The organism is Pelomonas lactea, assembly GCF_043555885.1.
Taxonomy (GTDB): domain Bacteria; phylum Pseudomonadota; class Gammaproteobacteria; order Burkholderiales; family Burkholderiaceae_C; genus Pelomonas; species Pelomonas lactea.
Window position 1 is genome coordinate 231813 of record NZ_JBIGHX010000004.1, and the last position, 19675, is coordinate 251487.

The following is a 19675-nucleotide window of genomic DNA, read 5'->3' on the forward strand; positions in this document are numbered from 1 at the left end:
GCGCGGCGCTGCGCGCTTTCCCTGAGGCCGCATCGGCGGTCATGCGCGGCCCTGCCGCGACAATCCTGGCATGGACACTCTTCTTCCTCTGCTCGCCGCCGTCGCCGGTTACCTGATCGGCTCGCTCTCCTTCGCCGTCATCGTCAGCCGCGCGATGGGGCTGTCCGATCCGCGCTCCTACGGTTCCGGCAACCCCGGCGCCACCAACGTGCTGCGCTCAGGCAACAAGGCCGCGGCCATCCTGACGCTTGTCTTCGATGCGCTGAAGGGCTACCTGCCCGTGCTGGCCGTCTACCTGTGGGGCGCGCCTCATGGCCTGGGCGAGGGCACGGCCGCGCTGGTCGGCCTGGGCGCCTTCCTGGGCCACCTGTGGCCGGTGTTCTTCAGGTTCGAGGGCGGCAAGGGCGTGGCCACGGCGGCCGGCGTCATCTTCGGCCTCAACCCCCTGCTAGGGGTTGCGACGTTGGCGACCTGGCTCATCATTGCCTGGTTCAGCCGCTACTCGTCGCTGGCGGCCATCGTGTCGGCCGCGTTCGCGCCGATGTATCAGTTGCTCATTTGGGAAGCCGGCCCCACGGCGCTGGCGCTCATCATCATGGGTCTGCTGCTGGTGTGGCGCCACCAGGCCAACATCAAGAAGCTGATGGCCGGCACCGAGAGCAAGCTTGGGGCCAAGGCCGCCGGCGCCCAACCGAACCCCTCCACCAAACCCCGCAAGAAATCATGAGCAAGCAATCCATCGAACGCTTCGACGTCGGCGCCCGCATGTCCGAGATGGCCGTGCACAACGGCGTGGCCTACCTGGCCGGCCAGGTGCCCGAGGACACCAGCGTCGGCATCGAGGGCCAGACCGCCCAGGTGCTGGCCGCCATCGACAAGCTGCTGGCCCGCGCCGGCACCGACAAGAGCCGCATCCTGCGCGCGCAGATCTTCCTGCCCGACCGCGCCGACTTCGCCGGCATGAACAGCGCGTGGGAAGCCTGGGTGTCGCCCGGCCACACGCCGCCGCGCGCCACCGTCATCGCCGGTCTGGCACGGCCGGAGTGGAAGGTCGAGATCGTCGTGACCGCGGCGGTCTGACGAGCGTGCGGCACGGGCCCGCTCGAGCGCAGCGAACAGCTCGCTAGGGTCGGGCTGCCCGTTGCAGCCAGAAACCGGTGTCGAAGCGTTGCTCGGCACCGGTTTTTTCATTGACCAGCCAGAACTCGCGGCCGTCGCCGCTGGCGCGCACCAGCTCGCCGGCATGCCGGCCCGCCGTCACGCGCCGGCCCACCGCGCTGGCGGGAAAGCCCGGCAGGCGCGCCAGCGCCTCCAGCGGCGTCGCCGCGCGCGGGTCTGACGCCAGCCGCAGCTTGCGCACCAGCGGCCCGAGGAACCCGCCCGCCGCGTCCGCCGGCGACACGAACAGCACGAGCTTGGCCTGCGCGCGGCTCAGCGCCACGTTGAGCAGCCGCTGCGCCTCCTCACCGTGCAGGAAGGGCTGGGCGCCGTCGGCCGGGTCGAACAGCACCACCGGCGCCTCGCTGCCCTGCGCGCGGTGCACGGTGCTGACGCGCAGCGATTCCGGCAGCCCCCGCGCGCGCAGCCGCTGGCGGATCAGCGCGCGCTGGGCGCGGAACGGCGTCAGCACGATCAGCTCTTCGGGCTGCCACTGCCCGCTGGCCAGCGCCTGCGCCAGCAGCTCGGCAATGGCCTCGGCCGACTCGCGCCGCACCGGCCCGCGCTCGGCCGCCACCCAGCCGCCGTCGGTCTTCATCGGGTGTACATGGACGTGGACATCGGCGGCGATGTCGCCCAGCGTGCGCTGGCGCGCCGCCAGCCAGTCCGGCGTGGCCTGCGCATCGGCCGCCACACGCAGCATGCCGTCGTAGAACAGCTGGCTGACCAGCTCGCCGACGGGCGGCGCCATGCGCGACTGCTCGTCCAGCAGCGCCACCGAGGCGCCCGCGCGCGGCATCTCGGCAAACGCCGAGCGGCCCAGCCAGCGCCGGGCCAGCCGGTCCTCGCTGCGCTGTACGGGGGAGAGCTGCTGCGGGTCTCCCGCGAACAGCCGCGCGCGGCCCAGCGGCATCAGCGCCAGCGCATGCGCCAGGCTCACCTGGCTGGCCTCGTCGAACACCAGCAGGTCGAACGGCGGCTCGCCGTCGGGGGTCAGCTCGCGCAGCGTCTTCAGCGTGAAGGCGGCGCGCGTGGTCGTCATGCTGGCCAGCCGGCAGCGCTGCAGCACCTTCAGCGACGAGGCGCGCAGCTCGTCGCGCAGGTCGCTCACGCGGTCGGCCCAGGCCTTCAGCGCCTGGGCATCGCGGGCCGTGGGGCGCTGGCCCTCGGCGCGCGCCAGGCGGGCGATGAGGTCACGGTCCTGCGTGGGGATGAGGTGCTCGCGGCCGTCGTACGCCGCCGCGTCGAAGCGAGTGCCCAGCCGCTGCACGGCCGCGCGCAGGTGCTCGCGCCGCCCCTTCTGCAGCGCCTTGTCGACGGCCAGCGTTGCCAGGTCCACGGCGTGGTTGGTGGTGGACAGCAGCAGCACGCGCGCGGTGGGGTGGCGCTCCAGGTACTCGGCCAGCAGCACGCCCAGCGTCGTCGTCTTGCCGGTGCCCGGCGGCCCCCACAGGAAGGCGCTGCTGAAGCTGGCGAGCGACAGCGCCGCCCGCTGCGCCGGGCGCAGCCAGCGGAAGGGCTCGCCGGTCAGCGGGGTGCCGCCGCGCAGCGGCTGGGGTGCCGACAGGTCGGGCAGGCAGGCCAGCGCGGCCTCGGCCCACGGCGTGTCCCACCAGGCATCGGCCACGGCGTTCAGGAAGCGCGTGGGGTAGAGCCGGATCAGGTGCCCCGCCGGCGGTGGCGGGCCGCTGGCGTTCTGCAGCACCAGCTCGTCGTTCTCGGCGACGACGGCCAGCACGCCGGCCCCGCCCTTGGCTGGCGAGCCCCACCATGCCGAGGCGCCGTCCAGGCTGTCGTCCAGCAGCGCCTGGGCCGACGCGGCGCCCGGCCTCTGCCCCTCGGCGAACACATAGCCGGGCTCCAGCGTGACGCGCCACAGGGCGCCATCGCGCTCCGCGCGCAGCACCTTGAAGTCGTAGTACTCGGGCGTGGCCGACAGCTCGGCGTTCAGCGCCGCACGGACGTCGGCAAGGCTCATGGCAACTGGGGTCTCGGAAGCGCGAAAGGGCGCAACTGTAAATGCATCCAGTATCTTGTGCCGTCTTGATCCCGCTCAACACCCGCCACGCGTGGCGCGGTTAGCCTGCGCAGCCACCATCACTTCCCCGGGTTGCCACGATGTCCATCGAGTTGTTCCGCCAGGACCGGCATGTCTGCGTCATGTTCGCGCGGCTGGGCGACGAGGGCGGCGATGCCGTGCAGTCCAACCAGTTCCTGCTCGTCAACGGCGACACCGGCGCCATCCTCGACCCCGGCGGCAACATCGCGTACCACGAGCTGTACCTGGGCATGTCGCGGTTCTTCCCCCCGCACAAGCTGGCGGCCATCCTGGCCTCCCACGCTGACCCGGACATCATCGCGTCGCTGGACCGCTGGATGACGGCCACTGAGGCGCCGGTCTACATCTCGCGCGTTTGGGAGCGCTTCGCGCCGCACTTCTGCAAGCCCGGCAAGACGGCCGGCCGCATCGTCGGGCTGCCCGACGCCGGCGAGCGGCTGCGGCTGGGCACGGGGGCGGACCGCTTCGAGCTGTGGGCGCTGCCGGCGCACTTCCTGCACGCCGAAGGCAACTTCCAGTTCTACGACCCGGTCAGCCGCATCCTGTTTTCGGGCGACCTCGGCGCCTCCATGGGCGTGAGCCTGAACCCCGAGCAGCCCGTCACGTCGCTGGCCGAGCACATCCCGCGCATGGAGGGCTTCCACCGCCGCTACATGGTCAGCAACAAGGTGCTGCGGCTGTGGGCGGCGATGGTGCGGCAGCTGGACATCCGCATGATCGCGCCGCAGCACGGCGCGCCGATGGTGGGCGCCGCCGTGCAAGAGTTCATCGCCTGGGTGGAGCAGCTGGAATGCGGCGTGGACCTGTTCGGCGCGGCGAACTACCGGGTGCCGGGCTGAGTCGGATGCTGCGGCGCCGTCATTGCGGCGCCATATGCGCCCGCTAGCCTGCCGGCTTTCAGCCGGGAGCTGCCGTGGGGCATATCGAGGACGAGCTGGTGAAGCGCATTCACCGCGATCTGCAGGACGATTTCGACGAAGAGCTGGAGCTCGAACTGGAGGACCGCGACTACGGTGAGGCGGCCGGTGACGCGCCGGCAGACGAGGCCGCCCAGCGCAGGCGCTACTTCCGCGAGCTGTTCCGGCTGCAGAGCGAGCTGGTGAAGCTGCAGGACTGGGTGCAGCACACGGGGCACAAGGTCGTCATCCTGTTCGAGGGCCGCGACGCGGCGGGCAAGGGCGGGGTCATCAAGCGCATCACGCAGCGGCTGAATCCGCGCGTGTGCCGCGTGGCGGCACTGCCGGCCCCCAACGACCGCGAGCGCACGCAGTGGTACTTCCAGCGCTACGTGTCGCACCTGCCGGCGGCCGGCGAGATCGTGCTGTTCGACCGCAGCTGGTACAACCGCGCCGGCGTCGAGCGCGTGATGGGCTTCTGCACCGACGAGCAGTACGAGGAGTTCTTCCGCTCCGCGCCGGAGTTCGAGCGCATGCTGCAGCGTTCGGGCATCCAGCTCATCAAGTACTGGTTCTCGATCAGCGACGACGAGCAGCGCATCCGCTTCCTGAGCCGCATCCACGATCCGCTGAAGCAGTGGAAGTTGAGCCCCATGGACCTGGAGTCGCGCCGCCGCTGGGAGGCCTACACGGTGGCCAAGGAGGTGATGCTGGAGCGCACGCACACGCCGGAGTCTCCGTGGTGGGTCGTCAAGGCCGACGACAAGAAGCGCGCGCGGCTGAACTGCATCCACCACCTGCTGGGCCAGATACCCTACGAAGACGTGCCGCATGCCGACATCGAGCTGCCGGCCCGCGAGCGGGCGGAGGACTACAGCCGCAACCCGGTGCCGGAAAGCATCATGGTGCCCGAGGTGTATTGATCCTTCCTACCATGCGGGCATGAAGCTGCCCGTGTCGCTGTTCGTCGTTGTCGCCCTGGCGTGGGGCGGGTCCTGGGCCTGGCGCAGCCATGTGTCGGCACGGGACGGCGAACGGCTGGCGGCGCGGGTGAAGCCCGGCGACATCCGCATGATCTCGTCGCAGAGCTGCGGCTGGTGCACCGCCGCGCGGCGCTGGATGACGGCAGAGGGCATTCCGTTCCAGGAATGCTTCCTGGAGCGCGATGCGCAGTGCCGTGCGGACTATCTGGCCCGCGGCGGCCTCGGCACGCCCACGCTGGTCGTGCGCGGGCACACGGTGCTGGGTTTCGACCGCGCGCGCCTGCTGCAATTGATGGACGACGAACAGGCCGAGCCGAGTCGGCAGCGCTGACTCAGCAGCGCTGGCGACTCGGCTCGGCAACGGTGGAAAGAGGCGTCGTTCGCATGGAGTTGACGCCCGGCTCAGATGCGCTTGGTGGCGGGCTTGGCGGCGGCCAGCGTGGTGTTGCGCAGCAGCGTGGCTTCGCTGTAGCCGGTCACGACGACGCGCGGCAGCTGTGCGACTTCACGGACGGCCTTGCCGGTGACGACGACGCGTTCCAGCTTGACGGTGGGCTGCGGCGCGGCCTGGGCGGCGAAGGCGAAGGTCAGGGCAGCGGCGGCGCCGAGGACAGCGGTGAAGAGGGTGTCTTGCAGGTTCATGATGGACTCCGTTTCGGTGGGTTTCGAACCGCGTGATTGCTGGTTCGATGGAGTCAGTTTCGTCATCGCGGCGGCCCGGTTCCAGGCGTCTGCGATCAAGCGCGGGCGCCGCTGGATGAACTGCAGAAAGCCCGGACGAGCTGCGGTAAACCCGAGGGTCAGTCCAGCTGCAGCCCCAGCCGTGCCAGCTCGCCGCGCCCCTGGCGCACCAGCACGGGCTCCTCGCCCTGGCTGAGGTCCAGCACCGTGGTCGGCTGGGCCGGGCAGGCGCCGGCGTCCAGCACGAAGGCGAGCTGGCGGTCCAGCCGGTCGCAGACGTCGGCGGCATCGTTCATCGGCTCGCTGTCGCCCGGTGGGATCAGCGTCGTGGACAGCAGCGGCTCGCCCAGCAGCGCCAGCAGGTCCTGCGTGACGCGGTGCTCCGGCACGCGCAGCCCGATGGTGCGGCGGCTGGGGTGCGAGAGCCGCCGCGGAACTTCCTTGGTGGCCGGCAGGATGAAGGTGTAGGCGCCGGGCGTGGCCAGCTTCAGCAGCCGGTACTGGCGGTTGTCCACCATCGCGTAGGTGGCCAGCTCCGACAGGTCGCGGCACAGCAGCGTCAGGTGGTGCTTGTCGTCCACACCGCGCACGCGGCGCAGCGCCTCGGCGGCGGCCTTGTCGTTGAGGTGGCAGACGAAGGCGTAGCTGGAGTCGGTGGGCACGGCGCCGATGCCACCGGCCTGCAGCATCTGCACGCACTGGCGCAGGAAGCGCGGCTGCGGGTTGTCGGGGTGAACTTCGAAGAGCTGGGCCACGCGTGCATGCTACAGGCGCCGTGGGGGCGGAGGCGCGTTGCGCGGTGTCGGCCGGCTTTACATCGGGTGTGGCGCCCGTGGCGGGCCGTCAGCGGCGCGGACGCCGTTTCTCCCATGGCGGCCATCGCCTGCGGCGGTGGATGGTCTGGAATTTGCGTAGGCCCTGAGACATCGCCACTCGCCGGGAGAACCGACATGAAGCTGTTGCGAGTTCTGGGCCTTCGCGCCATTGCCTGTGCGGCCCTGCTGTCTTCCGTGGCTTCGGCGCAGGCCGGCGTCGTCTTCGGTATGGACGCCACGGGCCTGACCGGCGGCATCTACCGCTGGGACGCGGCCGCCCGCACGATCAGTGGCAACGAGCGCTCGCTGGACGGTGGCCTGCGCTATTCGCTGTCCGGCGGATCGTTCGAGGCCTTTCGCGACAGCTTCTCCTGGTCCGGCGGGCCGCCGTCCGTCGCGGCCTTCACGCAGGCCATCCAGGATTCCTTTGCGGCCTGGACGTCGGTGGACCCCGTGAGTCACCTGGGCACGTCACTCAGTTTCGTGGCCGACCTCGGCACGGCCGTGCAGGGCGTGACCGGCGGCGGCATCAACATCAACGGTGCCGAGATCGACCTCATCGCGACGACGGACGCGTTTTTCTGGAATCCGGGCAACACCGGCCGGCAGGCGGAGACCTGGTTCAACGGCATCAACTCGCCGGTGACGCTGACCTCGGGCGTGGCGAACTATGCCGATTCGCGCGCCATCTCGGGCGTGGACCTCTACATCAACAGCAACAGCGGCGCGCTGTACAACCTGGACCTGTTCCGCCGCCTGCTGACCCACGAGATCGGCCACGCGTTGGGCCTGGGCGACGTCGAGCACGAGATCAACCCCGGCGACTTCATCGACGACAACTTCAGTGCCGGCGACCCTGTCGGCACGCTGAACAACTCCTGGGCGCTGCTGGTCGACCCGCTGGACCCGTCCGGCTCGGCGGGCCTGCAGCGCTACGGCATCGGCGACGGCACGACCCAGCTCGCGGGTGTCAATCTGCTGATGGAGTCGCGCGGCCTGGGCATCAGCGCCGGCAATCCGGTCACCAACCCGGTGCCGCTGGGCAACGACGAGTACGGCACGCGTCAGTTCCTCTACCCGCAGCTGCTGGCCGCGGACAACGATCTGCCGGAGCCGGGCTCGCTGGCCCTGGCCGCGATCGCGCTGGTGGGCCTGCGCGCCGTGCGGCGGCGCCGCACCGGCTGAGCGAGGTTCAGCCGGCGTGGTGGATGCGGCCCTGCAGCGCCTGCCACACCGGCGTCAGCCGGCCCGCCAGCGGCGGCAGCGCGCCCAGGTCGATGCGGCTCTCCTCGGGGCAGTGGAAGTCAGAGCCGCGTGACGCCAGCAGGCCGAACTCGACGGCCGTGTCGGCGTACTCCTGGAACTCGGCCGGCGTGTGGCTGCCGGTGACGACCTCGATGCCGCGGCCGCCGTGGGCAATGAACTCGGTGATGAGCGCGTATTCCTCGGTGGGCGTGAAGTCGTAGCGGCCCGGGTGGGCGATGACGGCCACGCCGCCGGCGCGCGTGATCCAGCCCACCGCATCCCTCAGCGCCGCCCACTTGTGCGGCACGAAACCCGGCTTGCCTTCGGTCAGGAAGCGGCGGAACACCTCGGGCACGTCGGCGCAGTGGCCGGCGTCGACGAGGAAGCGCGCGAAGTGGGTGCGCGAGATCAGGTCGGGGTTGCCCACGTACTTCAGCGCGCCTTCGAAGGCGCCGGGGATGCCGGCTGCGGCCAGGCTGGCGGCCATCTCGCGGGCGCGCGGCTCGCGGCCGCCGCGGGTGGCCTTGAGGCCCTCGATCATCTCGGGGGCCTCATGGTCGAAGCCCAGGCCCACGATGTGCACGACGCGGCCGGCGAAGCTGACCGAGATCTCGGTGCCGGTCAGGTAGGCCAGCCCGTTGGCCTTGGCCGCCGCGATGGCGCGGGCCTGGCCGCCGATCTCGTCATGGTCGGTCAGCGACCACAGCTGCACGCCGGCGGCCTTGGCACGTTCGGCCAGTGCCTCGGGCGTCAGCGTGCCGTCCGAGATGACGGAGTGGCAGTGCAGGTCGGCGTTGAGGCTGGCGTCGAGGTTCACGCCCTGATTGTGTCAGCCCGGGTCAGAGCCGGAACGCGTTGACGGTTTCGTCCATGCCCTGCGCCTGGGCTCTCAGGCTGTCGGCCGACGCCGCGGCCTGTTCGACGAGCGCGGCGTTCTGCTGCGTCATCGCGTCGATGGCGCGCACGGCCTCGCCCACTTCGGTGGCCTGCTCGGATTCGTCGTGCGTCTGCTGGGCCATGCGGTGGATGAGGGCCCCCATGTCGTTCACCTGGCCCAGGATGGCGTCGACCGCGCTGCCGGCCTGGGCGGCCAGCGCGGTGCCTGCGTCCACCCGCTCGAAGGATTGCTGGATCAGCGATTTGATCTCGCGCGCAGCGTCGGCGCTGCGTTGCGCCAGCGCGCGCACCTCGCTGGCCACGACGGCGAAGCCGCGGCCGGCGTCGCCGGCGCGCGCCGCCTCGACGGCAGCGTTCAGCGCCAGGATGTTGGTCTGGAACGCGATGCCGTCGATGAGCCCCGTGATGTCGGCGATGCGGCGGCTGTCCTCGGCCATGCCCAGCATGTTGCGCACGACCTCGGCGACGACGCGTCCGCCCTGTGTCGCGACATCAGCGGTCGAGCCGGCCAGCGCCTCGGCGCGGCGCGTGGCGTCGCGGCTGTGCCGGACGGCGTCGGTCAGCAACTGCACATGCGCCGCCGTCTGCTGAAGCCTGGCCGCCGCTTCCTCGGTGCGCTGGGCCAGGTCCTGGTTGCCGGTGGCGATCTCTCGCGCGGCGGTGCGGATGCCGCCGGCATCGCCGTGAATGCGCTCGACCAGGCCGCGCAGGCGTTGCTGCATGTGGCCCAGGGCCGTCAGCACGCGGCCGAGCTCGTCGGCGCGGCCCGGCGGTACGGGTTCGCTGAGGTCGCCGGCGGCGATTCGCTCCGTCGCGGCCACCATCTGGCGCACCGGCTCCAGCAACTGCCGGATGGCGCGCACCATCAGCCACAGCAGAGTTGCCAGCACGGCGGGCAACAGCACCATCAGCGCGTTGCGGCGGTGAGCAGCACGCTCGGCGCGTGACGACAGGCCGGCGTCCAGCGCCTGCATGACCTGGGCGCTGAGCCGGGCCTGCAGCGAGCCTGCGTCGGCGAGCTTGCCGGCCAGCTGGTCCAGCGGGTAGTTCACGTCGCGGGCGGCGGCGTCCAGCGTCTGGTCGACTTGTTCGCGCTGCACGCGCGCAGCGTCCAGCAGCGGCGCGAGGCGCTGGTTCAGCTCGGCGTCGTCGGCCTGCAGCGCCAGCCGCAGGCTCTGCTGCATCTGTGCGGCTTGCTCGCGGTAGCGGGTGTGGGCGGTGGACATGCGCGCCGGGTCGTCCACGGCCGCGGCCCGGGCCAGCGCGGCCAGCTCGGACAGCGCGTCCTGCACGCGCGGCGCGGCCTGGAGCCCGGCATCGATGGCGAAGCGCGAGGCGGCGTCGGCGTCCAGCAGCAGGCCGGCCCCGGCGTTCAGCTCATCGATGGCCACGAAGACGGCGTCGGCGAGCGCGGACTGCGCAGACAGCAGGCGCGGCACGTCCAGCGGGCCCTCGGCCACGGCCTGGGCCAGCGCGGCTTGCCGCGTGCGCAGCGTGACGAGGTGCGCGCGCTGGCTGGCCGCCAGGGGCGCCGGCAGGCCGTGGGCCAGCGCGGCGTCCAGCGCTGCCAGGGCGGCCTGCACGGCCTGGGTGGCGGCCACGGCCTGCGGCCGGCCGTCGGGCCGGGTCGACAGCGCCTCGGCGGCCAGCCCGCGCTGGTCTTGCAGCCGGGCCAGCAGGGATTGCCAGGCCTGGTTGACGGGCAGCGCGTGGTGCTGCTGGGTGGCGGTGTCGAGCTGGGTGGCGTAGCCGCGCAGCAGCATGACGCCTGGCAGGGCGCCCAGCAGCAGTGACAGGCAGGCGACGACGGCGAGCCGCGTGCGCAGGCTCCAGGGTTGGGTGAGGTACTGCATGGCGTGGGGTGAGGGGCGGCGGTGCGCGCCCCGGATGACGAATCAGGCCGCCAGCAGCGCGCGCGCTGGCGTGCGGCGGTCGACGAAGAAGCGGCTGCCGCCGGCGCGGCCCTTGGCCACGCGCTTGGGCTCGGCGAGGGCGGCGCTCAGCGCCCGGGCGCTGTCGTAGCTGCCCGGCACGTGCAGCACGGCGCCTGCGGAGAAGGTGGGCAGCGGGTGGAAGCTGGGCTGGTTCTGGCGGTTCAGCGTCACGTAGCCGCCGGCGGCCAGGTGCTCGGCCGAGAAGAAGCTGCGCACGCCGGCGTCGAAGGCCTCGCAGATGCGCGTGAGCCGCGCCTCCCAGTCGGCGCTGCCCAGCACCATGACGAAGTCGTCGCCGCCGATGTGGCCCACGAAATCCAGCTGCGGGTCGGCGGCCTGCGTCAGCACGCGTGCAGCGAGGCGGATGATGTCGTCGCCGATGCGGTAGCCGTAGACGTCGTTGAACGGCTTGAAGTGGTCGATGTCCCACACCGCCGCGGCGAAGGTCTCGCCGGCCTCGATGAGTCGGTCCAGGTGGTGGTCGATGGGCACGTTGCCGGGCAAGAGTGTGAGCGGGTTGGCGTAGCGAGCGGCGTGCACCTGCAGGTCGGACACGGCCTTGAGCAGGTCGGAGCTGCGGCCCGAACCGAAGTAGGCGCCGTCGCGGGTGACGATGAAGCCATCCATCAGCAGCCGCTCGTCGAGGTTGGCCAGGCCGTCGCTCATCGCACGCAGCGGCGTGGAGACGTCGAACACCAGCGGGTGCGTATCCATCAGCTCGACGCAGCTGCGCTTGTCGAAGATGTCCATGAAGTAGCGCTCGGTGCTGCGCTTGAGCACGTGCAGCGAGCGCAGCACGCCGATGGGACGCTGCTGGTCGTCCAGCACGGGGATGGCGAGCAGTTGGTCGTCGCCGTGGAACAGGTCGACGACGCGCCGGCAGTTGCTGGCAGGCGTGACGGTGAGGGCGCGCCGGGCCAGCTGCGCGGCGCTGGTGATGGCGCCCTGCGACAGCGGCAGCGCCAGGTCGTTCTGCAGCAGCCGCGGCTGGGCGCCGGTGGCCAGCCGGCCGCTCCACTGCGCGCTCAGCGTGGCGCGCGGCGTGGCGCTGGGGCGGGCGAACAGGTAGCCCTGGCAGATGGACAGGCCCAGCCGGCGCAGCACGTCGAGATCCGGCTCCTGTTCCAGCCCCTCGGCAACGACCTCGCAGCCGCTGGTGACGGCCATCTCGACGATGGAGCGCACGAACTGCTGCTTCAGCGGCTCCTGCGCGATGCCGTCGATGAAGTGTCGGTCGATCTTGACGAAGTCGGGCCGCATCTGCATCCAGCGCCGCAGCGACGCGAAGCCTTCGCCCAGGTCGTCCAGTGCGACGCGAAAGCCCCGTTCGCGCAGCGCCTGCAGCGCGTCGTCCAGCCGCGCCAGGTCCTCGATGGGGCGGGTCTCGGTCAGCTCGATGACGACGCGTGACGTCGGCAGCCCCAGCTCCGACAGCTCCGCGGCCAGCAGCCCGGCGTGCTCACGGGCGTGCAGCAGCGTGTCGGCCGTCACGTTGAGGAACAGCTGGCCCGGCAGGCCCAGCTCACGGAAGCGCTGGATGGCGCGCTGGACGATGAGGTGCTCCAGCTGCACCAGGCGGCCCAGGCGGGCGGCGGCCTCGAACAGCACCAGCGGCGAATGCAGCGGCCCGTTGGCCGGCCCGCGCGTCAGCGCCTCGAAGCCGTAGATCTCGGCGCGGTCGATGGCGACCAGCGGCTGGAAGTGAATGTCGAAACTGCGCCGCTCGATCAGCTGATCGAGCGCGTCGGCAAGAGGGTCGGGCGCGTGGTCGCGCATGCAGGGCTCCGGGGTCGGCCGCCGGCCCGAGACATCCGGGCCTGGCTGGCGGACCGGATTCTTGAAACACCTTGTGACACTCGGGTGACGTGGGCGGGCGACGCGGGCGCGCCTGCCAACTCCGTCACGGCTGCGCGGCTTCGATCACGTACTGCACGCGCTGTTGCCCCTGCCATTCATCGAGGCTGAGGCGGTAGGCCAGCACCACGCGCTCGGGCAGCATGTCCACATGGTTGAACCAGATGCCGTCGATGAGCTTGCCGGCCTGGCGCAGCCGCAGCTTCAGGTGCTTCTCGCCCACCAGGCGCTGCGAGATCAGCTCGAAGCGGTCGCAGAACACCGGCGGCTCGAAGCCCTGGCCCCACACCTGCGCGTCCAGCAGCCGCGCGGTTGCGGGCGTGGCGTCGTCCGGCGGCAGCGTGCCGTCGTGGCGCAGCGTGCGGGTCAGGTCCTGTTCGTTGAGCCACTCCTCGGCGACGCGAGCGAGCGCCAGCGCGAAGCGGTTCACATCGTCCACCGCCAGCGTCGCGCCGGCCGCCATCGCGTGGCCGCCGAACTTGGCGAGCAGGTCGGGCTCGCGCTTGGCGACGAGGTCCAGCGCATCGCGCAGGTGAAAGCCCGGGATGGAGCGGCCCGAGCCCTTGAGATGCCCGTCGGCGCCGCGCGCGAACACGAAGGTGGGGCGATGCACGCGGTCCTTGATGCGCGACGCGACGATGCCGACGACGCCCTCGTGGAAGTCGGCGTCGAACAGCGCCACGGCCGGCGGCAGCTCGCCCTGCAGCGCCTCGACGAGGCCGTCCAGCCGCGCCTCGGCCATCTCGCGCATGCCGGCCTCGATGTCGCGGCGCTCGCGGTTGATGCTGTCCAGCTGCGTGGCCAGCGCCAGCGCGCGCTCGGGGTCGTCGGTGGTCAGCGCCTCGATGCCCAGCGTCATGTCGGACAGCCGGCCGGCCGCGTTGATGCGCGGGCCCAGCGCGAAGCCGAGGTCGAATCCCTGGGCCTTGCTGGCGTCGCGCTTGGACGCGCTGAACAGCGCCATCACGCCCGGCTGCGCGCGGCCGGCGCGCATGCGCTTCAAGCCCTGCGCGACGAGGCGGCGGTTGTTGGCGTCGAGCTTGACGACGTCGGCCACCGTGCCCAGCGCCACGAGGTCCAGCAGGCCATCCAGCCGCGGCACCTCTGTGAACGCACCGCGCGCGCGCAGCTCGGCGCGCAGGCCCATCAGCACGTAGAAGGCCACGCCCACGCCGGCCAGCGACTTGCTCGCGAACGTGCAGCCGGGCTGGTTGGGGTTGACGATCGCCTCGGCCTCGGGGACGACGACCGCGCCGTCGACGAGTGCGGGCAGGTGGTGGTCGGTCACCAGTACCTTCAGTCCTTGCGCCCGTGCATGGGCCACGCCGGCCAGGCTGGCGATGCCGTTGTCCACGGTGACCAGCAGCTGCGGTTGCTGCTCCAGCGCCAGGTCGACGATGGTGGGCGTGAGGCCGTAGCCGTGGACGGCGCGGTCGGGCACCACGTAGCCCAGCTGCTGCGGCTGCGCGCCCAGCAGGCGCAGGCCGCGCAGCATGACGGCGCAGGCGGTGGCGCCGTCGCAGTCGTAGTCGGCCACGATGACGAGGCGCTCGCCGCGCTGGATCGTGTCGGCCAGCAGCGCCGATGCCTCGGGCAGGCCCTTGAGGCCGCTGGGCGGCAGCAGCTGGGCCAGGTTCTCGTCCAGCTCCGCCGCGTCGCGCACGCCGCGCGCGGCCAGCAGCCGGGCCAGCAGCGGGGCCACGCCGGCCTGCTCCAGCGCCCAGGCCGTGCGCGGGTTCACCTCGCGCTCGATCAGTCGCGGCGAGTTCACAGCGCCTCCAGCACGGCTGCCACGTCCGGCGCCTTGAAGCGGCGCCTGAGCTTCTCGACGAAGGAGAGCGGCTGTGCGGTGAAGCGGCGCGCGAAGCGCTCGCCGCTCAAGGTCAGGCTGTCCAGCGGCTGCGCCAACGGGCCGGCATCCAGCCGCTGCCAGGCCTCGGCCCAGGCGGCGAGGTCGCCGTTGAGCAGCGGCTCGGTCAGCCGGGTGTCGACGGTCACGTCGGCCGGCTGGCCGTTGCTGCGGCCGATGTCGCCTATCCAGACCGAGTTGATGGCGTGCTCGCCGCGCGCCTCGCGCGCCTGGTTCAGCGCGTGTCCGTGCAGCAGCATCTGCGCCTCGTTCTGCCAGCGGCGCAGCACGCGGGCCTCGGGCAGCCAGGGCTCGATGGGGCGGCCGGCGGCGCGTTCGAAGCTGGCGGCCTGCAAGCCGTCGAGCGCGCTGGCATGGCCGATGGCCCAGCGGTGCGCGTCCAGCAGCCGCCACTGCCAGCCCTCGGCCTCGGGCCACAGCTCCTGCAGCAGCGCGGCGAAGCGCGCCGCGTCGGATTCGGACAGGTTCAGCGCCGCCGGCGGCAGCACGTCCACGCCATCGGTGCCGACGGCCAGGTGCACCGGCGTCATCAGCGCCCAGGCCAGCTCGGGGCCTGCGTCTACCGCCCATGCCGCGGCGCTGGGCTGGCTCTGGCCGCGCAGCGCGGCGAGGGCGAGCTGGTGCGGCGGCTGGGGCGAGAACTCGTCGCCGCCCCAGTTGTCCGTGGGGGTGAGCCGGGCCAGTTGTGCCGCAAGGTTGGGCAGGGCCAGGCTCGCAAACGCATGCCGTGCGGCCTCGTCCAGCGCGCTGGCATGGGGAATCATCAGGTGCATGAGCAGGATTATCCGGACCCGGCCGCGGCGGCTACCCGGCGGCTCATACGGCTGTCATAAAGCGTTCATACACTTTTCATCATGACCACAGCCCAACCGCCGACCCCGTTGAAGTTGCTCAACCGAGAGCAGGCCATCCTCGAGTTCAACCGCCGCGTGCTGGCCCAGGCGCAGCGCGAGGACGTGCCGCTGCTGGAGCGGCTGCGCTATGTGTGCATCGTGTCGAGCAACCTCGACGAGTTCTTCGAGGTGCGCTTCGCCGACATGCTGGAGGCCGCGCGCGACCCGCTGAGCACCGTCACGGGCCAGGACGTGGAACGCGTAGGTCGCGCCGCCCACACGCTGATCGACGAGCAGTACCACGTCTTCAACGAGCAGCTGATGCCGCTGCTGCTGAAGCAGCGCATCGTCATCCTGAACCACGCCGACCGCGACGAGGCGCAGCGCGGCTGGGTGGGCAAGTTCTTCGAGCGCGAGGTCAAGCCGCTGCTGGTGCCCGTGGGCCTGGACCCGGCGCACCCCTTCCCGCAGGTGGCCAACAAGTCGCTGCACTTCATCGCGCGGCTGTCGGGCAAGGACGCCTTCGGCCGCGACAACCGCATCGCCATCGTCAAGGTGCCGCGCGTGCTGCCGCGCGTCATCAAGCTGCCGGCGCACCTGTCCGAGGGGCGCCAGGCCTTTGTGCTGCTGACCAGTGTCATCCGTGCCCACCTGGAGGAGCTGTTCCCCGGCCGCAAGGTCGAGGCGTTCTCGCAGTTCCGCGTCACGCGCGACTCCGACCTGGAGGTGGACGAGGAGGAGATCGCCAACCTGCGCCACGCGCTGCGCTCGGGGCTGACGACGCGTCACTTCGGCCGCGCGGTGCGGCTTGAGGTCGTCAACACCTGCCCGACGGAGCTGTCGGAGTTCCTGCTGGAGCAGTTCGGCCTGCCGCACGCGGCGCTGTACCGCGTCAACGGCCCGGTCAACCTGGTGCGGCTCAACGAGCTCATCGACCAGACCGACGCGCCGGGCCTGCGCTTCAAGCCCTTCGAACCGGCCTGGCCCACCGGCCGGCTGCCACGCCACAAGTCCATCTTCGACAAGCTGCGCAAGGGCGACGTGCTGCTGCACCACCCGTTCGAGAGCTTCGAGCCGGTCGTGCAGTTGCTGCGCGAGGCCGTCAACGACCCCGACGTGCTGGCCATCAAGCAGACCATCTACCGCACCGGCGCCAAGTCGGAGCTGATGGACCTGCTCATCGAGGCGGCGCGGCGCGGCAAGGAGGTGATGGCCGTCGTCGAGCTGAAGGCGCGCTTCGACGAGGAGGCCAACATCAACTGGGCCGAGCGGCTGGAGGCCGTGGGCGCGCAGGTGGTGTACGGCATCGTCGGCTACAAGACGCATGCCAAGCTGCTGCTCATCACGCGCCGCGAGGGCGGCAAGCTGCGCCGCTACGCGCACATCTCCACCGGCAACTACAACCCCAAGACGGCGCGGCTCTACACCGACCTGGGTCTGCTGACGGCCGACGCCGACCTGACGGCCGATGCCGACTCGGTGTTCCGCCAGTTGGCGTCGCTGGGCAAGTTCAAGTCGCCGCGGCGCATGCTGCTGGCGCCGTTCAACATGCACAGCCGCATGGTGGAGCTGCTGGGCCAGGTGGAGGCTGCGGCGCGCGCCGGCTACAAGGCGGCGCGCGTGGTCGTGAAGATCAACGCGCTGACCGATGCCGAGCTGATCCACGCGCTGCTGAAGGCGGCGCAGGCCGGCGCCAAGGTGGACCTCATCGTGCGCGGCGCCTGCATGCTGCCGCCGGGCCTGCCGGGCGTCAGCGACAACATCGTCGTGCGCTCGGTCGTCGGCCGTTTCCTGGAACACACGCGGGTCTGCTACTTCCGTTGGGCGGAGGGCAGCGACAGCGACCCCGGCGAGGCGCTGTTCCTGTCCAGCGCCGACTGGATGAGCCGCAACATGTTCCGCCGCATCGAGGTGGCCTGGCCGGTGCTGGACGCCAGGCTGCGGCAGCGCGTCATCGACGAGGCGCTACAGCCCTATCTGCATGACACGCTGGACGCGTGGCAGCTGGGCCCGGATGGCCACTCGGTGCGCATTGGCGGCGATGGCGGCAAGGGTGGCGTCAGTGCGCAGCAGGCGCTGATGCGGCGCTACTCGGACCCGGAGTGAGGCGACGATGGACCTGATCCTGTGGCGCCACGCCGAGGCCGAAGTCATCGCTCCCGGCCAGGACGACCTGCAGCGCGTGCTGACGCCCAAGGGCGAGCGCCAGGCGCGGCGCATGGCGGCCTGGCTGAACCATCGGCTGGCCGCGTCGACGCGCGTGCTCGTCAGCCCCGCGCTGCGCTGCCGCCAGACGGCGGACGCGCTGGGCCGCGAGGTGCGCATCGTGCCGGCCATCGCGCCCGATGCGCCCGTGGCCGCGCTGCTGGAGGCCGTGCGCTGGCCGCGCTCCAGCGAGCCGGTGCTGGTGTGCGGCCATCAGCCCACGCTGGGGCAGGTGGCTGCGCATCTGCTGGCCGGCGTGCAGCAGGACTGGGCGGTGAAGAAGGGCGCCGTCTGGTGGCTGCGCTGGCGCCAGCGCGACGGTGAGCCCGAGGTGACGCTGCACGCGGTGCAGGGCCCCGACGCGCTGTGAGCGGTGCGGCTCAGTTGGGCGCGTAGGCCAGCCGCACGTAGATGGGCGCGAAGGCCTCGGCCTGCGTGATCTCCAGCAAGCGCTCGCGCGCCAGCTCCAGCATCGCGATGAAGGTGACGACGAGCACGGCCTGGCCGCGCGTCACGTCGAACAGGCGCTCGAACTCGACGAAGCGCTGGCCCTGCAGCCGGCGCAGCACGATGCTCATGTGCTCGCGCACCGACAGCTGCTCGCGGCTGATCTTGTGGTGCTGGTTGAGCTTGGCGCGCTTGAGGATGTCCAGCCAGGCCTCGCGCAGGTCGGCGGTGTTGACGTCGGGAAAGGTGGGCGTCAGCGACTGCTCGATGTGGACCTGCGCGCGCAGGAAGTCTCGCCCCAGCTGGGGCAGGCGGTCCAGCCGGGCGGCGGCCAGCTTCATCTGCTCGTACTCCAGCAGCCGGCGCACCAGCTCGGCGCGCGGGTCTTCCACTTCCTTGCCGTCCTCGCTCTTCTTGGGCGGCAGCAGCATGCGCGACTTGATCTCGATGAGCATCGCGGCCATCAGCAGGTACTCGCTGGCCAGCTCGAGGTTGTGCACGCGGATCTGCTCGACATAGCTCAGGTACTGGCGCGTCACGTCGGCCAGCGGGATGTCGAGGATGTTGAAGTTCTGCTTGCGGATCAGGTACAGCAGCAGGTCCAGCGGGCCCTGGAAGGCCTCCAGGAAGACCTCCAGCGCATCCGGCGGGATGTAGAGGTCCAGCGGCATCTGGAACAGCGGCTCGCCGTACAGGCGAGCGACAGCCACCGTATCGACCGCTTCCGGCAGATCCGACGAGATATCGGTGTTGTCGTCCGTGGTGACCGCGGTCATCGGCGGGCCGTTTCAGCGCCCCTTGGGTGGGGCGCGATGGACCTTATGCCTTGGTCTGGTAGACGTAGGGCTGTTGCGGCACCCGGGCTTCGTTGAAGCCGGCCTGGGCGGAGCGGTCCTGCTCCTTGTCCCACAGCAGCGCGCGGCCGGCGCGCTGTTCGGCTTCCAGCGTGGGGCGCTGCGCCTTGAGTTGGTCGATGAATTGGGTGACTTCGGACTTGTAGGGCTTCCAGAACAGCGGCATGGCAATGCTTTCAAACGAATCGCGGCATTTTATCGGGCGCGGGCGCGGACCAGGTCGTCCAGCGCCGGCACAAGGCCCAGGAAGGCCAGCGCACCGGCCAGCGGCAGCGTCGCCGTGTAGCCGATGGCCTTGAAGGCCCAGGCGCCCGCCACGCCGCCCACGGCGAAGGCCAGCAGCAGGCCGCCCAGCAGCCGCAGCTTCGCGGTATTGGCGGGCATCGGTGTGCCGCCCAGGCCGACCAGCGCGCGGCCCAGCTCGATGCCCAGGTCGGTGACGATGCCGGTGACGTGCGTGGTGCGGATCTCGGCGCGCGAGACCTTGGTGATCAGCGCGTTCTGCAGCCCCATCGTGAAGCACAGCACGGCCACGGTGGCGGGCACCAGCAGGCCCTGCAGGCTGGCCAGCCAGGCGCCCATCAGGCCGAAGGCCAGCAGGCAGGCGGCCTCCAGCAGCAGCGGCAGCGCGTAGATGCTGTGCGCCAGCCGCTGGCGGCCCAGGTTGACGAGCACGGCCGTCGTCGCCGCACCGGCCAGGAAGAACAGCAGCGCGCCCACGGCCATCATCCAGGCTTCGTGCTGGCCCAGCACCAGGCCGTCGGCCGCGGCGGACACCAGGCCCGTCATGTGCGAGGTGTAGTGATGCACGGCCAGGAATCCGCCGGCATTGGTGGCGCCGGCCACGAAGGCCAGCAGCCAGCCCAGGTGGGCGTTGCCCTCGGCCGTGCGCTCCACGGCGAGCAGGCGGCGGGCGTAGGACGCGGGCATGGACAGCGGCGAAG

Annotated in this window: 19 protein-coding genes; 8 read left to right on the forward strand and 11 right to left on the reverse strand. The window is 71.3% G+C overall.

Annotated features, from left to right (window positions below):
* Positions 1-70 precede the first annotated feature (70 nt).
* Together plsY and ACG04Q_RS13730 are read left to right on the forward strand one after the other, a co-directional pair.
* Positions 71-727: a glycerol-3-phosphate 1-O-acyltransferase PlsY gene (gene plsY / locus ACG04Q_RS13725; RefSeq protein WP_394511500.1), complete on the forward strand. Its 657-nt coding sequence runs from the start codon at positions 71-73 to the stop codon at positions 725-727.
* On the forward strand, positions 724-1080 hold the full coding sequence (locus tag ACG04Q_RS13730; protein ID WP_394511501.1) for a RidA family protein: 357 nt from the start codon (positions 724-726) through the stop codon (positions 1078-1080). The genes plsY and ACG04Q_RS13730 overlap by 4 nt, the downstream gene beginning before the upstream one ends.
* 43 nt (positions 1081-1123) lie before the next feature.
* Here the strand turns inward: ACG04Q_RS13730 and ACG04Q_RS13735 are convergent, their stop codons facing one another.
* Positions 1124-3136 carry a DEAD/DEAH box helicase gene (locus ACG04Q_RS13735; RefSeq protein WP_394511502.1) on the reverse strand — a complete coding sequence of 671 codons (2013 nt, stop codon included), beginning with the start codon at positions 3134-3136 and terminating at the stop codon, positions 1124-1126.
* Between the two features lie 140 nt (positions 3137-3276).
* Between ACG04Q_RS13735 and ACG04Q_RS13740 the strand changes: the two genes are divergently transcribed.
* The 3 genes from ACG04Q_RS13740 to ACG04Q_RS13750 all read left to right on the forward strand — a co-directional run bounded on the left by ACG04Q_RS13740 (position 3277) and on the right by ACG04Q_RS13750 (position 5427).
* On the forward strand, positions 3277-4056 hold the full coding sequence (locus ACG04Q_RS13740) for an oxygen-binding di-iron domain-containing protein (RefSeq protein WP_394511503.1): 780 nt from the start codon (positions 3277-3279) through the stop codon (positions 4054-4056).
* A gap of 83 nt (positions 4057-4139) precedes the next feature.
* Entirely contained in the window at positions 4140-5036 is an 897-nt protein-coding gene (ppk2, locus tag ACG04Q_RS13745) for a polyphosphate kinase 2 (RefSeq protein WP_394511735.1), read from the forward strand.
* A gap of 19 nt (positions 5037-5055) precedes the next feature.
* On the forward strand, positions 5056-5427 hold the full coding sequence (locus ACG04Q_RS13750) for a glutaredoxin family protein (RefSeq protein WP_394511504.1): 372 nt from the start codon (positions 5056-5058) through the stop codon (positions 5425-5427).
* Positions 5428-5498: 71 nt separating this feature from the next.
* On the opposite strand, the gene ACG04Q_RS13755 is transcribed toward ACG04Q_RS13750, so the two are convergent.
* Positions 5499-5738 (reverse strand): hypothetical protein, encoded by a 240-nt coding sequence (locus tag ACG04Q_RS13755; protein ID WP_394511505.1) that lies wholly within the window; start codon positions 5736-5738, stop codon positions 5499-5501.
* A gap of 158 nt (positions 5739-5896) precedes the next feature.
* Positions 5897-6532 carry an L-threonylcarbamoyladenylate synthase gene (locus ACG04Q_RS13760; RefSeq protein WP_394511506.1) on the reverse strand — a complete coding sequence of 212 codons (636 nt, stop codon included), beginning with the start codon at positions 6530-6532 and terminating at the stop codon, positions 5897-5899.
* A 195-nt stretch (positions 6533-6727) separates the two neighbouring features.
* On the opposite strand from ACG04Q_RS13760, the gene ACG04Q_RS13765 reads away from it, so the two are divergent.
* Positions 6728-7777 (forward strand): PEP-CTERM sorting domain-containing protein, encoded by a 1050-nt coding sequence (locus ACG04Q_RS13765; protein ID WP_394511507.1) that lies wholly within the window; start codon positions 6728-6730, stop codon positions 7775-7777.
* Positions 7778-7784: 7 nt separating this feature from the next.
* Here the strand turns inward: ACG04Q_RS13765 and ACG04Q_RS13770 are convergent, their stop codons facing one another.
* The 5 genes from ACG04Q_RS13770 to ACG04Q_RS13790 all read right to left on the reverse strand — a co-directional run bounded on the left by ACG04Q_RS13770 (position 7785) and on the right by ACG04Q_RS13790 (position 15165).
* Positions 7785-8654: a 3',5'-nucleoside bisphosphate phosphatase gene (locus ACG04Q_RS13770; RefSeq protein WP_394511508.1), complete on the reverse strand. Its 870-nt coding sequence runs from the start codon at positions 8652-8654 to the stop codon at positions 7785-7787.
* A 22-nt stretch (positions 8655-8676) separates the two neighbouring features.
* The gene (locus ACG04Q_RS13775; protein ID WP_394511509.1) at positions 8677-10587 is read right to left on the reverse strand and encodes a methyl-accepting chemotaxis protein; all 1911 of its coding nucleotides are present in this window, start codon (positions 10585-10587) and stop codon (positions 8677-8679) included.
* Between the two features lie 42 nt (positions 10588-10629).
* Positions 10630-12444 carry a bifunctional diguanylate cyclase/phosphodiesterase gene (locus ACG04Q_RS13780; protein ID WP_394511510.1) on the reverse strand — a complete coding sequence of 605 codons (1815 nt, stop codon included), beginning with the start codon at positions 12442-12444 and terminating at the stop codon, positions 10630-10632.
* A gap of 124 nt (positions 12445-12568) precedes the next feature.
* Positions 12569-14293: a single-stranded-DNA-specific exonuclease RecJ gene (recJ, locus tag ACG04Q_RS13785; protein ID WP_394511511.1), complete on the reverse strand. Its 1725-nt coding sequence runs from the start codon at positions 14291-14293 to the stop codon at positions 12569-12571.
* Positions 14290-15165, reverse strand: coding sequence for a hypothetical protein (locus tag ACG04Q_RS13790; protein WP_394511512.1), 876 nt, complete (start codon positions 15163-15165; stop codon positions 14290-14292). The genes recJ and ACG04Q_RS13790 overlap by 4 nt, the downstream gene beginning before the upstream one ends.
* Before the next feature lie 81 nt (positions 15166-15246).
* Here ACG04Q_RS13790 and ppk1 point away from each other — a divergent pair, with 81 nt between their 5' ends.
* Both ppk1 and ACG04Q_RS13800 read left to right on the forward strand, forming a co-directional pair.
* Complete coding sequence (gene ppk1 / locus ACG04Q_RS13795; RefSeq protein ID WP_394511513.1) at positions 15247-17331, forward strand: polyphosphate kinase 1; 2085 nt, start codon at positions 15247-15249, stop codon at positions 17329-17331.
* A 7-nt stretch (positions 17332-17338) separates the two neighbouring features.
* A complete protein-coding gene (locus ACG04Q_RS13800) occupies positions 17339-17800 on the forward strand; it encodes a SixA phosphatase family protein (protein ID WP_394511514.1) in 462 nt (153 codons plus the stop codon).
* Between the two features lie 10 nt (positions 17801-17810).
* Here ACG04Q_RS13800 and ACG04Q_RS13805 read toward each other — a convergent pair whose 3' ends face one another.
* From ACG04Q_RS13805 to ACG04Q_RS13815, 3 genes are read right to left on the reverse strand one after another with little or no spacing between them, the layout of a single operon-like run.
* Positions 17811-18653 carry a segregation and condensation protein A gene (locus tag ACG04Q_RS13805; protein WP_394511515.1) on the reverse strand — a complete coding sequence of 281 codons (843 nt, stop codon included), beginning with the start codon at positions 18651-18653 and terminating at the stop codon, positions 17811-17813.
* A 43-nt stretch (positions 18654-18696) separates the two neighbouring features.
* A complete protein-coding gene (locus ACG04Q_RS13810) occupies positions 18697-18897 on the reverse strand; it encodes a DUF3460 family protein (RefSeq protein ID WP_394511516.1) in 201 nt (66 codons plus the stop codon).
* A 29-nt stretch (positions 18898-18926) separates the two neighbouring features.
* Positions 18927-19661, reverse strand: a complete 735-nt coding sequence (locus tag ACG04Q_RS13815; protein ID WP_394511517.1) for a YoaK family protein — start codon at positions 19659-19661, stop codon at positions 18927-18929.
* Between the last annotated feature and the right edge of the window lie 14 nt (positions 19662-19675).